The 15,403-nt window shown below is 42.1% G+C and carries 12 protein-coding genes; 2 read left to right on the forward strand and 10 right to left on the reverse strand.

Going from position 1 to position 15,403, the window contains the following annotated elements; all coding sequences use genetic code 11:
* The 4 genes from DESYODRAFT_RS14150 to DESYODRAFT_RS14165 form a co-directional block, all read right to left on the reverse strand.
* Positions 1-771 carry a phosphatase gene (locus DESYODRAFT_RS14150; RefSeq protein WP_007784156.1) on the reverse strand — a complete coding sequence of 257 codons (771 nt, stop codon included), beginning with the start codon at positions 769-771 and terminating at the stop codon, positions 1-3.
* 91 nt (positions 772-862) lie between these two features.
* On the reverse strand, positions 863-1,084 hold the full coding sequence (locus tag DESYODRAFT_RS14155) for a hypothetical protein (protein ID WP_007784157.1): 222 nt from the start codon (positions 1,082-1,084) through the stop codon (positions 863-865).
* A 91-nt stretch (positions 1,085-1,175) separates the two neighbouring features.
* Positions 1,176-2,324: an MGDG synthase family glycosyltransferase gene (locus DESYODRAFT_RS14160; RefSeq protein ID WP_007784158.1), complete on the reverse strand. Its 1,149-nt coding sequence runs from the start codon at positions 2,322-2,324 to the stop codon at positions 1,176-1,178.
* A 49-nt stretch (positions 2,325-2,373) separates the two neighbouring features.
* Positions 2,374-3,084 carry a zinc dependent phospholipase C family protein gene (locus DESYODRAFT_RS14165; RefSeq protein ID WP_007784160.1) on the reverse strand — a complete coding sequence of 237 codons (711 nt, stop codon included), beginning with the start codon at positions 3,082-3,084 and terminating at the stop codon, positions 2,374-2,376.
* Positions 3,085-3,391: 307 nt separating this feature from the next.
* Between DESYODRAFT_RS14165 and DESYODRAFT_RS14170 the strand changes: the two genes are divergently transcribed.
* A complete protein-coding gene (locus DESYODRAFT_RS14170; RefSeq protein ID WP_007784162.1) occupies positions 3,392-5,551 on the forward strand; it encodes a GGDEF domain-containing protein in 2,160 nt (719 codons plus the stop codon).
* A gap of 17 nt (positions 5,552-5,568) precedes the next feature.
* A complete protein-coding gene (locus DESYODRAFT_RS14175) occupies positions 5,569-7,362 on the forward strand; it encodes a methyl-accepting chemotaxis protein (RefSeq protein ID WP_007784164.1) in 1,794 nt (597 codons plus the stop codon).
* Between the two features lie 247 nt (positions 7,363-7,609).
* Here DESYODRAFT_RS14175 and DESYODRAFT_RS14180 read toward each other — a convergent pair whose 3' ends face one another.
* The 6 genes from DESYODRAFT_RS14180 to DESYODRAFT_RS14205 all read right to left on the reverse strand — a co-directional run bounded on the left by DESYODRAFT_RS14180 (position 7,610) and on the right by DESYODRAFT_RS14205 (position 15,390).
* The gene (locus DESYODRAFT_RS14180; protein WP_007784166.1) at positions 7,610-7,885 is read right to left on the reverse strand and encodes a metal-sensing transcriptional repressor; all 276 of its coding nucleotides are present in this window, start codon (positions 7,883-7,885) and stop codon (positions 7,610-7,612) included.
* A 342-nt stretch (positions 7,886-8,227) separates the two neighbouring features.
* Positions 8,228-8,635: a response regulator gene (locus DESYODRAFT_RS14185; RefSeq protein WP_007784167.1), complete on the reverse strand. Its 408-nt coding sequence runs from the start codon at positions 8,633-8,635 to the stop codon at positions 8,228-8,230.
* Positions 8,632-12,105 (reverse strand): PAS domain S-box protein, encoded by a 3,474-nt coding sequence (locus DESYODRAFT_RS14190; protein WP_007784169.1) that lies wholly within the window; start codon positions 12,103-12,105, stop codon positions 8,632-8,634. Before DESYODRAFT_RS14190 ends, DESYODRAFT_RS14185 begins: the two co-directional genes overlap by 4 nt.
* Positions 12,106-12,142: 37 nt before the next feature.
* Complete coding sequence (locus tag DESYODRAFT_RS14195) at positions 12,143-12,958, reverse strand: CheR family methyltransferase (RefSeq protein ID WP_007784171.1); 816 nt, start codon at positions 12,956-12,958, stop codon at positions 12,143-12,145.
* A 61-nt stretch (positions 12,959-13,019) separates the two neighbouring features.
* Positions 13,020-14,861 (reverse strand): methyl-accepting chemotaxis protein, encoded by a 1,842-nt coding sequence (locus DESYODRAFT_RS14200; RefSeq protein ID WP_007784172.1) that lies wholly within the window; start codon positions 14,859-14,861, stop codon positions 13,020-13,022.
* 34 nt (positions 14,862-14,895) lie between these two features.
* Complete coding sequence (locus tag DESYODRAFT_RS14205; RefSeq protein WP_007784173.1) at positions 14,896-15,390, reverse strand: chemotaxis protein CheW; 495 nt, start codon at positions 15,388-15,390, stop codon at positions 14,896-14,898.
* Positions 15,391-15,403: the final 13 nt, after the last annotated feature.

Consider the following 15,403-nt stretch of genomic DNA (forward strand, 5'->3'; position numbering starts at 1 on the left):
CTAAGCAATGCTTCGCGTATGCTTGATCGATCGTTGGTTGGAATCTGTACGTTGTTTACGCCGTAAAGCCAAATACTCCAAAACCCGTTCAGGCGAAGTGTTAAGAATCAGATAGTCAGAAATCCCGACCTCACGAACTAATTCTACCGCTTCGCTAAACTCACCGACCCGATCCCAAAAATGAGCATCACTTCCTAAAACAACCGGACCTTTATACTTTGCCATATAACGGGCAATAGAACGGCAATTATCCCGCGCTCTGGCCTTTTCTGTAATCGTCGCTAGTGAACTATTATTAATTTCGAGCGGAATATTCAAACGAGCCGAAGCGTGTGCAATCTTTTCAAGATCCATCTCGAAATCAGGTCTTCCAGGATGGACCATTATATCTGTATAAGGATTTTCCATTGCCTTTAGATACGCTTCAGTATTTTGTTCGCTGGTCCCACCCTGATAACAGATCGGATGCAACCCAACAAGTATGAGCTTCAACTGCTCCAAATATCTTAACGGCATATCCAACTCGCCTTCATGGTTCGTGATATTAGCTTCAACACCTGGTAATATCCTTACTCCGGATATTTGATCAGGAATAATGGACAGGTTGCCAAAATGGTAAAGGTCAGGAGCACCCGGCATGCTTGGGCCGTGGTCTGTCATACCTAATAATTTGAGTCCTCTATTTGAAGCCGCAAGTGCATTTTCTGTCAGCGTACTGTACGCATGTCCGCTTGTAATAGTATGAGTATGCAAATCAACCAGCAATTCCATTTCGACATACCTCACTTACTTCTTACTAAGTATTACCCCTTGAATCATCATATGGTACTTGTTAACAAGGAGATTGAATTCCTTAACCTTCTTACGCATGTTGATAGTGATACCCTTCCTTAATCAACATCTTCTTAACTTTAGTCAGCTCCGCAGGATCGAAGAAATGTACTTCTTTTCCGCTGCGCAGAGTCCAAATCTGTGGATTCAATTGCCCTTCTTTAATAAGCTTTTTAAATTTAAAACTTGACACTTCGAGATAATAGGTAGCTTCTTTAGTGTTCAATAAAGAATATTTATATTGCGGGGTCATTATCCAGCCTCCTTTTAATTAGTCTGGTATTCACTTTGGAAAAATGAATCTTTTGAACCCTACGCGTCAATGAATTAAATTATAACACTATTTATCCGATTTTTTGCTCTATTCTCAATTCTGGAACTAATTGCAGCAAAGCCTCTACGGCTCGTTCTGCAGACCGGCCGGGCAGAACTGCCGCTGCTTTTTTCTTCAATTGTTCTCTACCCTTCGGATAATTTGAGAAACAATCCAGAAGCTTTTCCAATTCCTCTTCACTTCCAGCGACAAGCCCCGCGCCTTGCCGCTTCACAAACTGTGCATTTTCTACTTCCTGGCCTGGAATCGGCTTAAATATTACCAAAGGCAGGTGCTTCGTTAATGCTTCAGTAACCGTTAACCCACCGGCCTTTGTGACAATCAGATCGGAAACCTCCATTAATTCCTCAACATTATCAATATACCTGAACCGTACGATGAGGTTACGAGCCTGTGCACTTAGATCTTCTAAAGATTGATAAAGCTTTTCATTCTTTCCACAAACGACCAGAGACTGAATTGGAACCTGAGAATCTGTAAGCTGCTTGCAGATTCTTTTTACTATTTCCCCCTCGTACACTCCGCCCATTACTAAAAAGGTTGGCAGATCCGGATTCAAGCCGAATTTGGAAATGATCTGCCCGCGATCTATTTTCCTCTCGAATTTCGGACTGACCGGGATCCCCGTAACACGAACCCGCTGCCCTTCAATTCCCCAGGACACTAAGCTGTCCTTTACTTCCTTACAAGCCACCATGTAACGATCAACCCCTGGATGAACCCAATGACTGTGAACTGCATAATCCGTGATTACCGTAATCACAGGAACGTGCAGGATACGTTCCTGCCTAAGCTGCGCTAATACTGAGGAAACTGTGGGATAAGTGCATACAATAAGATCCGGTTCAAACCCTTGAATATATTTAAGAAAATCACTGCGGCCCAGCTGATTCAGAAAACGCTGCATTATAGACTTAGGCTGCAGCTTGGCTGTTTTATAATAAAACGTCCCCCAGAGCCTCGGGGTATGTTTAATCATCTCCATGTATAAACGCTTAGCTACGGTGTTCAAACGCTTATTCAAAAATTCGCCAAAATCCAAATGGATAATTTCGGCATCAGGCTCCTTTAACTGTATCCCTTCAACCACAGCTTCTGCTGCCCGAAAATGTCCGTTTCCAAACCCTGCAGAGAATACAAGAATCCTTAACTGCTTCAACTCTGTATCTCTCCTTTCAACATCCTCTCCAAAAAATTAAGGAATCCACTCAAGTCGTAAATCTTAAATCGAATAACCGTTTACCCGCAAAATCCAAAAATCCGGCTGAAGTGGAAATTGTCAGAGGAATCAAGACTTTAGAAGCCCTTCTGTAGCTCTCTTCTGAACACCCCTTCTCAAGTGATACCAAGTGATAGAGCGGAGCGGAGACTTTGGCATTATGATCTATCCATTGAGCGGGGTGAGATAATGGCAAATACATACCACTGGCTGCAGGAAACTTGCTCCAATTGTCAGTAGCCCAGGTCTCGAACTCCTTATGTCCATCGAAAAGAATTCCCTGAGAATGGTGCGGTACACACATGTCTTGTACCAGATGCAACGCCGCTCCTAAAAAAAACATGCCTTTATCGATATTCTTTGGAAAGAGGGTGAAAGCCTTATTGAAATAATACTGACACTCACCGGTAGCCCCAGGCCATCCTATAAAACCTTGTTTGCCTGGGTCGGTATAAAAATGATTGACATTTTTCCAGCCCCGGTCAGCCCAAAATAATCCTTTCGCCAGCGCAGAATGATGTGACTTGAATAATCTTGCCATATCCTCTTTGCCATCTTGCTTCAGAACAACGTAAGTTTGTTCCAGGCAATGAACATGAGTTAAACCCGGGGAATCGAAAAAGCATTGCAGTGGGCCTGCCGAAGCAAGAAGCAGCTTAGTCATCTTAGACAGTGTCTGACCAATTATCCTTTCATTCAAGTTAAGTCAACACCTCTCCTTCGTTCTTGAGATAATTTTAAGACATGATTGTAAAGAACGTATTATTTACAAGTTAAAAATAGAGTAACTCTTGTTAAATTTACGTTATTTATTCTAAAGTTTTTAAAACTTTTCAAATTACTTTATATCCTAAGCCTTTTGGCTCAAGGAAGACAGATTTAACATTATATTAACATTCAATTCATTAAATCTTTACAGTCGTGAGTTACTCTTAGAATTGTAGGGATATACATAAAAACAGACTCGGGGTCAGTTTTCAGGCTTGGTCTCAAGAAGGGGTTTTCAAATGTTTAAATCGGTAGATATCAGACAACGAAAGCTATACCGTCTACTGAAGGAAGAGAAAACTATCTGGGTGCTATATCTTGATATTGTTAAATTTAGCGAAGTGGAATTTCGATACGGTTACAGGATCTGCAGACAAATCTTAGACGAAATTGAAAAAGAGATTCATCATACGATTAAGCTGCAGCGTAATCTCTATCTGTTTTCTCATTACGAAAGCAGAGGCGGGGACGACTTTGTTGTTTATTTTGTTCCGGGAAAAAATACGGACTGGACTATTACAGAAGTCATTAAAGAATGGGTTCTCCCTCTGGAAGAACGATTCAATCAGAGGATTAAGAAACTAGTATACGAGAAAATATGCCTGCGTTCCGGGCTTGCTCAATGTGTCAGCGAAATCGGCCGAAGTGCAGATTATCTGCTGTATGCAGCTGTGAAAGAGGCCTTCCTTCTGAACAAAGCAGAACCAGATCCAAATTTCTTTGCTCGCCGTGAAGAAATTACCCACCTCATCGAAGAACCCGACAAGTACCTTAAAGCAGCTTTTCAACCAATCATTGAGACTCGAAGCGGCGAGGTGTTTGGTTTTGAAGCGTTAGCCCGTATACCAAACTCCACTTGTTTCAACAATATTGCTGACCTCTTTCCATTTGCCGAGAAGATAGGACAGCTTTATCCAGTCGAAACACTCTGTCGGCGCCAGGCAATTACATCCTACCCTCCGATTGCCCAAAACAATGAGAAACTCTTCCTTAATATTAACCCCCTGGTCCTCATCGACCCCGAGTTTGCTTCAGGACATACCAGAAAACTACTCAATGAACAAGGACTGGCTCCAACCGATGTTGTGCTGGAAATAACCGAACGAAGTGCCATCGAGGATTTTTCCACATTCCGAGATGCCCTGGAACATTATCGTAATCAAGGTTACCTTATTGCCCTGGATGACGTTGGTGCGGGCTACTCTTCTTTACAGTCTGTAGCCGAACTGCATCCCGACTTTCTGAAAGTGGACCGCTCTCTAATACAAGGTGTAAATGCCGACTCAATCAAATGGGCCATGTTGGAGACATTTGTCACCTTTTCCAAGCGTATAGGCTGCCGGATAATTGCCGAAGGTGTGGAAACTATCGAGGAAATGCGCACAGTGATCCAATTAGGGGTAGATTTCATTCAGGGGTACTTTATAGCAAAACCCTCTTTTGAACGTAAGTCCATTAATCCCGCCGTTAAGGAAATTTTAGATCCGAAACGCCGGCTTAAATCCATAGAGAAACACCCTATTCTTTCTATGGTAGAACCCTTGCCACTCTTCAATACCCATACCCTGGTCAATGCCGTTGAAACTTACTTTCGTGAACATCCCCATCAATGGTTAGTAGGGATCACTGAGGACTCCCGTCTGGCTGGTGTAATGCAGCGCGACAGACTTTTTGCAGCTCTAGGCACGCGCTACGGTAATTCTCTTTATTTAGAACGCACAATTCCAATTTTGATGGATAAAAATCCTCTCATAGTAGAAGACACCACTCCCATAGAAGTGGTGTCTAGTTTAGCTATGCAGCGTACGGATGCTCAGTTGTATGACGGAATTATTGTTGCTAACCAGCGCAAGCCGATTGGTATGGTCTCAGTCGCAAATTTAATCAAAACCATGTCTGAGAGGCAGATCCAGATAGCCCGAGGTGCTAACCCCCTTACCGGGTTGCCTGGCAATCTGCTCATTGATCAGGAAATCCGACAACATTTAGAACGGAATATAACCTTTGGCCTTATTTATGTCGATTTAAACAAATTCAAATATTATAACGACTTATATGGTTTCCAGCAAGGAGATGCAGCCATCAAGACCTTAAGCGATGTTTTGCTGAATGTCTCCTATAGTGCCGCCGAGGAAACCTTTGTTGGGCATATTGGGGGAGACGATTTTATTATAATCTCTACCCCCTCGGACCTTGAAAAATTAGCAATTAACATAATCACCCGGTTTGAACAATCTTGCGAGCAGCTGCCCGGCACCGGGAACCTAAGCATTGCTCTGGCCGGCCTCATTATAAACCCCCATGACCAGCTTTGGACTCCCTTGCTCGTCTCTGAGCGAGCCGCCCATATCAAAAAAGAAGTTAAGGCAATGGGAGGCAACTCATTTTTACTACGCTAGAGGAGGAATTCAAATCAATGAAGTGGTATAAGTTCGAATGGTTTAACTTTAAGCGGTTTAAATTTAAATGGCCTAAATCCAGGGGGATCAAATTTAGTTGGTTTAATAACTGGAAGATGTTCCATAAGATTAACGCTTTAGTCTTTGTCATGGTCGTCTTTATGCTCGGATTAAGTTCGATGGGTTATTATTATTATCGGCAAGCCAACCTGGCCATGAATGAAGTCTATACAAATTCCCTGATGTCTGTAAAACTCATCAATGAAACCAATGCCAATGTTCGAATGATTCGTAGTGTCAATATAGAGTTTCTCTTAGCCCCTCTTGACTCTTCAAAAAAGCAAAGCCTGCTCATTCAGGCCATAGTCCTCAAAGGCTTTATTATGGAATCCCTCGATAATTATTCTCCCCTTGCTCAAGATCCATTTAAAGCCGCCAAGCTGGCACAAGTAAGAGATACTCTCCAAAGATACGATGAGGGATGGCAAAGGATTGTTGCTTTAATGGAGATGGGCGACAAGGAAGCTGCCTACCTATATTTTTCCGATACCCTTACCAAGGATTTAGATGAAATTAACACCTTGCTCCCTGAACTTGTAGACTATAGCAATCAGGAGGCTAAAAGCACTATTGCCCGCGAAAATATTAACTTTCATAACGCAGAGAAAATGCTGTTCGGACTCCCGCTTGCCGCTGCAATTCTGGCGATTTTCATAGGGGCGCTAGTGGCCCGTGCGATCTCCAAACCACTGCAGATTATGCTGAAAAAAGTACTGGAACTTGCTGCAGGTGACCTCAGAGTGACCGAGATCAAAAATGAAGCCAAGGATGAGACCGGACAATTAGCGCAGGCTTTTCACAGGATGACAGTCAGTTTATCCACTCTGGTAAGAAGAGTCTCAGCGTCATCTGAAGAAGTAACTGCTTCCGCCCAACAACTCCTTAATATTACTGAACAAGGTTCAAAGGCCTCCGGACAAATTGCCCTGGCCGTGGCTGAAGTGGCAGGCGGAACAGAAAAACAAGCGGCAGCAGTCAGCGAAACCGTAGCTGCTATAGAACAAATAAGCGCCAATATCCAAATGGCGGCCGAGGCTGGTCAGCTAGTCAGCACCCTCACAACAAAAACAGCTCTTACAACAGAAGAAGGGCAGCGGGAACTCTTGCAAGCAATTGAACAAATGACCAACATCAGCAAAAGTACTCAAGTCGTGAAAGAGACCATTACTTCCTTGGCCGATGGCTCTGAACAAATCGCTGACATTGCCAGCCTGATATCCGGTATCACAGAGCAAACAAACCTTCTGGCACTAAACGCTGCTATTGAAGCTGCCCGAGCCGGTGAACACGGACGTGGTTTCTCCGTAGTAGCTGAAGAAGTTCGTAAATTAGCAGAAAAAGCGAAAGCTGCAACCGGACAAATAAGCGCTTTAGTCGCCTTAAACAGGAATAATATTCATCATGCTATTGTTGCTATTGACACAGAAGAGGGCCACGTCAACGACGGGATTAAAATGGTGAATAAAGTAGACGATGAGCTGAGTGAAATTCTGAATATGATTAATGAAGTTGCCGAAAAAGTAAGCGGTATTGCCTCTTCCATTCAACAAATGGCAGGCGGCAGCCAACAAATTGTCTTAGGAGTTCAGGAGATTGGTGCAGTCAGCCAGAGCACAGCTGGACAAGCAGCTAGTGTATCCGCGGCTATTGACGAATTCACAGCTTCAATCGATGAGATTAACCTTTCTTGTCAGAACCTGACAAACTTAGCTCAGGGTTTACAAATTGGGGTTAGCAATTTTAGGATCTAAGAGCGCTCCTTCCGAGGAGTTCCAAACTAATTTATTACTGGAAACGCACATTCCGTAACATCATTGCTTGGAGAATCGGCTGGCTGTGACACTTGGCAGCCAGCCTGTTATTTCATTTTCCATTTAAGCAATAAGGATGAATTTATGCACCAATGGGGGTATAGGTAAAGCATACCCGTGGGTATGCTTTGTCAAGAAAAAAAAGCTGTTTTTTTACAGCTCCTTTATAAAGACTATTTTATTCAGTTTATGTCATTCTTGAAAAGTGCTCAACCGCCTTGGCAAATTCAGCAATGGTTTGCTCTGCGTTGCCATGTTCAATTCCCTCACGAACGCAGTGGTTCAGATGACCTTCAAGCACAACCTGCCCCACCTTTTGAAGCGCTCCCTTGGCAGCATTTATCTGAATTAGGACATCCTCGCAGGGGATATCCTCATCAATCATTTTGTCGATGGCTCTTAACTGTCCCATAATTTTATTCAGCCGTCTGTGCAGATTTTCACTGTCCATGCATTGTTTCATAATTTTTCGCCGCCTTCCCATACCTATAGGGGTATAGATCAGTATAACACGTTGCGGCAAGAGCGTCAAGATTGATTTAAGAAAAGCTGCGGAAGCATGGGTTTTGTACATCTTCAATCTGCTTTCTCTGGAAAGATCCAAATAGCCAGATGGGACTTTAATGATGGGACATGTAAGGTTCTGCAAAGGAACATAAACGATTTCTCCAGTTTGACCGTTATTAAGCAGAACACTGGCTCCTACCAAGTAAGATGATAATCATTCATACCTTCAATCATTTCATAACCCCAAATGGTGTGCTTCTTAATAACTTCATATTCCTCCTTGGTTAAGATAGTCAATCTAAATGTGTCCTGTGGAGATTAACCCCAATCTCTGCAGAACCTCAAGCAACTTTGTAATGTCTATGGGTTTGGCAGCATAAGCTTCACAGCCAATTTCGAACGCATTCTGTACAAATTGTGTTTCAGCCAAAGCAGTTGTCATAATAACTTTCGCCCGCTTTTCCGGAAGAAGCCCCTTTTGAGTTTCCAGATCCCTGATTGCCTTCAGTACTTTTACCCCATCCACCTTAGGCATCATAATATCAAGGCAGATGAGGTCGTAGGGTTTTCCTTCCTTTAAGGACATCAGGAAAGCATCGAGGGCCTCCAATCCATCCACTACCAAGTCACATTCTCCATATTGAGAAAGGAACTTAAATAAAAATTTTCTGCTTGTCAGATCATCTTCAGCGATTAGTATCCTCATTTTTCGTTCTCCTCCAATAAAATAGTCGATTCTTCAAAGAGCTTAAACTGTCGGTTGATTCTCTCTACGTATTTAGCAACATCCACCAAATTACACCGTCTTGCCGCTAGTTCGATTTTAAATGCAGCATCTTTTAGTTCAACCGCTTCAATCTTGTTGGAAAGAGTTTTTATTTGATGCGCCCTTTCTTCAATGACCATAAGATCGTCGTTTTCCAGAGCTAACTGAATTTCTTTAATATAGGTCGAAATCATAGCAATTGCCGGGCTCATCTGCATAGTCGGCTGATGCGGTTCTCTTCTGGCAAATGTGACTTCTCCTTGATCTGAGAGCAGCACTCTATCCGGCAGGCACTCTCCCCACTTTCCCTGGAGTGATGCGAGTCTGTCAATCGTATAAAACAATTCTCCCATCTGTATAGGTTTTGAAACATATCCGTCCATACCTAAAGCCAGAAATCTCTCCCTATCACCTTGTAAGGCATAAGCTGTCATGGCTATTATTGGTATATAGTTTCCGGGGTCTTCCATTTCTCTTATCTTTTTTGACGCTTCGATGCCATCCATCTCAGGCATCTGGATATCCATCAAAATCACATCATAGACTCCCGGCTTAAATAATCCTAAGGCTTCCTTGCCGTTGCTTGCAGTCTCTACCCTATGCCCTTTTTCTTTAAGCATTTTCGCGATTACCTTTTGATTGATAGCATCATCTTCGACCAGCAGAACACTGGTGGGGTTTGCAGCTTTCAGAATAGGCGATTGCCTATTATTCTCTGCCATAGGGCTGCCCATCTTGAATTTCAGACTGAAATAAAACGTACTGCCCTTTCCCTTCTCACTCTCCGCCCATATTTTTCCGCCCATTATCTCTATAAGCTGCTTCGATATAGCAAGTCCCAGTCCTGTACCTCCAAATTTCTTGGTAAATGAGCCGTCTATCTGAACAAAATTTTTGAAGATCTGTTCAATATTTTCCGAAGCAATCCCTATTCCTGTATCAGATACGCTGAATAGTAATTCATGCTCCTTGCCCCTTTCCTCAACCTTCCTGACTTTTAGGGTAATGTCACCGCTCTCAGTAAACTTCATAGCATTACTTATGAGATTATTCAGTACCTGGCGGAGCCTGTTTGGATCTCCTACCAGGAATTGTGGTATGGTAGAGGAAAAGGTATAGTTTAGCTCAAGCCCTTTTTCTTCTATCCGGGGTGAATGCATCTTGACAATCCCTTCTATGAGTTCCTTTAGGTCAAAATTAATCGTTTCGATAGAAAATTTACCAGCTTCCATCTTAGAGAAATCCAGGATATCATTGATAATTTCCAAGAGTGAATTGGCGCAAGCTTTAGCGGTAATCAAGTTATCATGCTGTTCATAATTCAAGTCGGTCAGTAAGGTAAGATCCAGCATTCCTATCATGCCATTGAGGGGAGTGCGGATCTCATGACTCATATTGGCTAAAAACTCACTCTTGGCTTTATTGGCGGCTTCAGCCGCTTCTTTCGCTCGTTTAAGCTGGTTTTCCGACTCCTTCATATGCGTTATATCCGTTATAATCGTTACAATGTGATTATTCTCAGGACTGTATACTGAAACTGAGCACCATCGATTTGCAGCATCTAAGTAAATTTGGTCAATGTAAACACTCTCTCCCCGCAAAAGATTATGAGCATATTTTCGGATGATATCAGTAAACATATTATTGTTTAGGTGAAAAAGATCCGTATAAAGCCTGCCTATAATGTATTTTTTGGTAATTCCAAACATTTTCTCATAAGCTTCATTGACTTCTATGAATTCCAAATCCGTCGGAATCTTGTACTCGTTATAAATCACTTTACAATAAGCATAAGCGCTGTGCATATTCATAAAGAGTGAGCGGTATTTTGCCTGGCTTTCAAATATCTTCTTTTCCGTTTTCTTCCGGTCGGTGATATCCCTGATTATGCTTAAAAGTATACGCTTATTCCCCATAGTCGTTCCTCGGGAACTCACTTCCACCGGAAAGCGGCTTCCATCCTTACAATAATGGACCGTTTCAAAGAAAAGTCCCGTTTGATTGGCCTGTTCCATCTGCTCTTTTGTATAAGCCCAGTTATCTCTGATATCCCGAATGTTTATTGAAGACAATTCTTCGTAAGTATAACCATAGGCGTTAACAGCTGCTTTATTGGCTTCAATAATCCGCCCATCCATATCGATAAAAAGGATAATATCGTTGGCATTTTTCGAAAGCAGCTGATATCGTTTTAAACTCTCTAATGCTTCTTTTTGCTCAGTTATATCATCAACCGTTCCTATGTAACCGGCATACTGTCCATCTAAATCAAAATAAGGCGTTCCTGAAACCAAGCACCAACGATAGATACCATCATAACGGCGGCAACGAGCCTCCAGTTGAAATGAAACCTTTTTAAGAGCGCTCTTACTAGCCATCTTTAAGAATTCGTCAAGATCTTCCGGATGAACAATATTGGTCCAGCCGTCTGATACAGCTTCAAGACCAATTCCCGCAAAATCTCTCCATGATTTATTGACATAATTACATAATAAACTCATATCTGACTTCCACACCAATGAAGGAATCTGATCGATAAGATTGTTACAATAGTCCCTGGCTTGAATGATACGAATCTCTTGCTCTTTTCTCTCAGTAATATCCAATAACGCGACAATTGCCTGACGCTTTCCACTTACTTCTATAGGATTGACGCTAGCCCTAAACCAAAATTCTTTTTCCCGGGCATCGGTTATAAGAGTCTTATTGAATTCAACATTACTGGTTGCTTGTCCATGTCCAATAGCTTGAACAACTGCTTTTCTGAGTTCGCAATTATGGCACTCTGATCCATAACCACAACCCCACTCATTTTCAGTTCCAACAACACAGTTAAAACTTTCTCCAAAATGCTTTCCGATCACCTGTTCCCTTTTCCCGTTATTCAGAAGTAAAGCAGCGTCATTGACCTGATTGATGATAGCCCCTTCATTCAGAATAAGCATCCCTATCGGGGCATTGTTGAATATGATCTTTAAATTATTTTCTTCCTGTTGGCGTTCAATCTCCAACATTTTCAGCCTTGTAATATCCCGAAAAACGATGACAGCTCCTATTGTCGAACCGTCGGCCGCCTTTACCGGAGAGCAAGTCGCCGAAACATATTTTTTGATGTAGTCCTTTGAAATAATAACACTGTTATTCTCAAGGCCCGTAGTTGTATCATTTACAAGCACATGGGCAATTGGACATTTTACAGGTTTTTTCGTGTCTACGTTAAAGATGGCGAAAACCTTTTCAAACTCTTTTCCGACAGCTTCATTTGCTTCCCAACCAATAATTTCTTCCGACGCTTGGTTCAGATATCTGATTCTGCCTTTAACGTCCGTTGTGATAACCCCAATTCCTATGCAAGACAAGGCAGCTGCTGCAAACTCAAGATTTTCCCCCTTCAATATCCTATTTTGCATTGTTGATCACCCCTTATATTCTAAATAGGTTGAAAGGTTATTCCTTCCTGTAAACTGCAGGCATAACATAGTTGAAGTTAGTTTCATCCCGGTTAAGAGATTCTGAATGACCGATAAATAGATATCCTCCATACTCCAAAGAGTCATAAAACTTATTGACTAATTCAGATTTTGTTGGGGCATCAAAATATATCATCACATTCCTGCAGAAAATCACATGGAATTGCCGTTTAAATGGAAAGGTGCTATCCATGAGATTAAATTTCCTATAGATAACTTCATTCCTTATCCTATCCACAAGGACCGATTTTTCGTTGTCAATTTTTTCGAAATAGTTAAGCCTCCACCGGGCCGGCAAGGTCGAGATCTCTTCCTTTTTATAGATCCCTTTTTTAGCCTCTTCCAGTACATTGCTGGAAATATCAGTGGCCAATACTTTGGCATCCCACCACATTTTTTCGTTCCCGAAAAATTCATCGATGATCATCGCTAAAGTATAAGGCTCTTCCCCGGAGGAACACCCTGCACTCCATATTCTTAAATCCTTATCTTTCACTCTGCCTCTAAAGTAAGGAAGCACCTTTTCTTTGAAATAATTGAAATGATCAACTTCCCTCATAAAGAAAGTATGATTGGTGGTTATTTTATTTATGAGTGTCGCCGCCGCATTTCCTGTTTTATCTGAAAGAAGGTACTCATAATATTCCGAGAAGTCCCTGAAGTTGTTTTGTCTGAGCACATTATGAAGTCTGCCAGTTACCAAAGTCCTCTTTTCGTCTTTCAAGTGGATGCCGTAATTGGCTTTGATATAGGCTGCTAATTGGCAGAATTCTTTAGTGGTAATTCCCAGCATAGGTCACAACTGCCCTTCAAAGGTATGGAGACTTGCTCCATACCTTTTATGTTCAACTAATTTAGTATTTACCGAATTCCCTATCGCTTAGGACAATCTTCGTTTTCGCGGCGGCCGCCTCAGCATAAGCTTCCTGCATCGGACTTAGTTTTAGGTTTCTCGTTTCGGACATATTCTTAAGCATGGTTAATACTTCCGGACTTAATTCATCCAACTTGCTGAACGACCGGCCGTTTTGTCTTAGTTTAAATTTGCTAACCATTTCTTTTAAAAGTGCAGCCTGACTTGAAAGTTCTTCACTTGCAGCTGCACTTTCTTGAGAAGTAGCCGAATTCGTCTGCACAACCTCTGATACCTGCATAACTCCCTGATTAACCTGTCCGATGCCTGTTGCCTGTTCATTAGAGGCAACAGCAATGCCATTGACAAGGTCGGCTACCTTTTCAATGCCGTTGACTATCTTATTCAGAGCGTCTGCAGTATCTTTTGCAATCTTTGTACCTCCTTCAACCTTCTTGATAGAGCCTTCGATCATATCCGTTGTTTCTTTAGCTGCGTTGGCTGAGCGGGCAGCAAGGTTTCTGACTTCCTCTGCTACAACCGCAAAACCCTTGCCATGCTGACCTGCCCTTGCGGCTTCAACTGCAGCGTTAAGTGCCAGGATATTTGTCTGGAAGGCAATTTCATCAATCACCTTGATGATTTTCGAGATATTAGCGGAAGCATCATTGATTTCTTCCATAGCTATCAGCATTTCTTTCATCTGGGCATTGCCTTCAATAGCATTTGACTTGGCATTTTCCGCCAGTTCATTGGCCTGATTGGCATTCTGAGCATTCAGCTTTGTCTGGGAAGATATTTCTTCAAGGGATGCTGTCAGTTGTTCGATGGAACTCGCCTGCTCAGTAGCACCTTGGGAAAGAGCTATGCTTGAATCAGATACTTGTTTCGATCCGGCCGCTACCTGTTCCGAAGCAGAGGCAATGTTGGTTAATACTTCATTATTATTTCGTACCATTTCAGACAGCTTTTTGCCCAGCAAATCATTTTCTGATTTTACATCAACCTCTACCGTCAGGTCGCCGTCGGCTATCCTTTCAGCAGCCATTGCCTGGGCACGGATATTGGCGATCATCCTGCCAAAGGCTTCTGCAAGCCTGCCAATTTCATCCTTGGTGTCCGCTTCAACATTTACATTCACATCTCCAACAGCAAGCTTATCAGCAGCTTCAACCATTTGGTTGACTGGCTTGCTGATAATTCGGGATATAAAAATGCCAAGCACTATTGCTATAATCACACCGGCAATGATTACGATGATCATTGTGATAGATGCTGTCCTTGCGGCATCTGAATTCACTTGAGCGCTCTGAGCCGCCAAGGCAATTTTAAGCTCAAGCAATTTATTTAAAGAATCTTGTACCCCATTTACAATATTTGTTCCTTCGCTATACATGTATGCAGCTGCTTCATCATCTCTTCCTTCCCGAATGAGTCTGATTACATTATCTTTATAAGGTATAAATTCGTTCATAATTAGCCCGTTGATTTTATCGTATTCCACCCGGACTTGTGAATCATCAATTCCCTTCTCAAATTCATCAAGGCTGCTGCGCTCCATTTTAACTAATTCATCTATGCTGTCGGCAAGTTCTGCTCTTTTGTTAGTATCTTTGTTGATTACCATATCTTTCAATGTTCCGCGCATTCGCTGAAACGAATCTATAAATACCGCAAGATCATCCATCGTTGAGGTGTGCTTCTGAAACATTTCAGTGTCTAAAACATTCATCCTTTGGATGTTTACAATCCCTACCGCTCCTACCACACCCGCAATAACAGCTACTATTATAAAGCTGCTTACCAGTTTCGCAGCAACTCTCAAATCATAAAACCATTTCATCGTTCAAACTCCCCTTTACAGATGAATTTAGAGTTTACAATGCCTCACTTAATCCTTCCAGTTCATCTTCTGTTAGTAATTTTTCACAGTCAAGCAGCAGCTTAACATCGTTTCCGACTTTTCCGATGTTCTTTACGTATCTGTTATTAGACTGCTTATTAATCCTTGGCGGTTCAACAATCCCTTGGTCCGGAATTGTCAGAACTTCTGAAACGCTGTCAACGATAAGCCCTATTGATACATCCTTGATATCGACGACGATCACACAGGTTCTATCGTTATACTCTCTAGGCTCTTTTTTGAAGCGAAGCCTGACATCCATTACCGGAATTATCTTGCCTCTTAAATTGATGATACCTTTCACATAGTCCGGGAGTTCAGGTATCTCGGTTATCTCTTGAATTCCTATAATTTCCGTTACGTATTTGATTTCGATACCATAGCTTTCTCTGCCTAATGAAAAGATCAAAAATCTGCCTTTTTGGGTGTCTTCCTCTAGTTCCATTGTATTTTCAATGACGTCTGCCATCGTTTCATCCCCT

The sequence above is a fragment of the Desulfosporosinus youngiae DSM 17734 genome, from assembly GCF_000244895.1.
In the GTDB taxonomy this organism is placed as follows: Bacteria; Bacillota; Desulfitobacteriia; order Desulfitobacteriales; family Desulfitobacteriaceae; genus Desulfosporosinus; species Desulfosporosinus youngiae.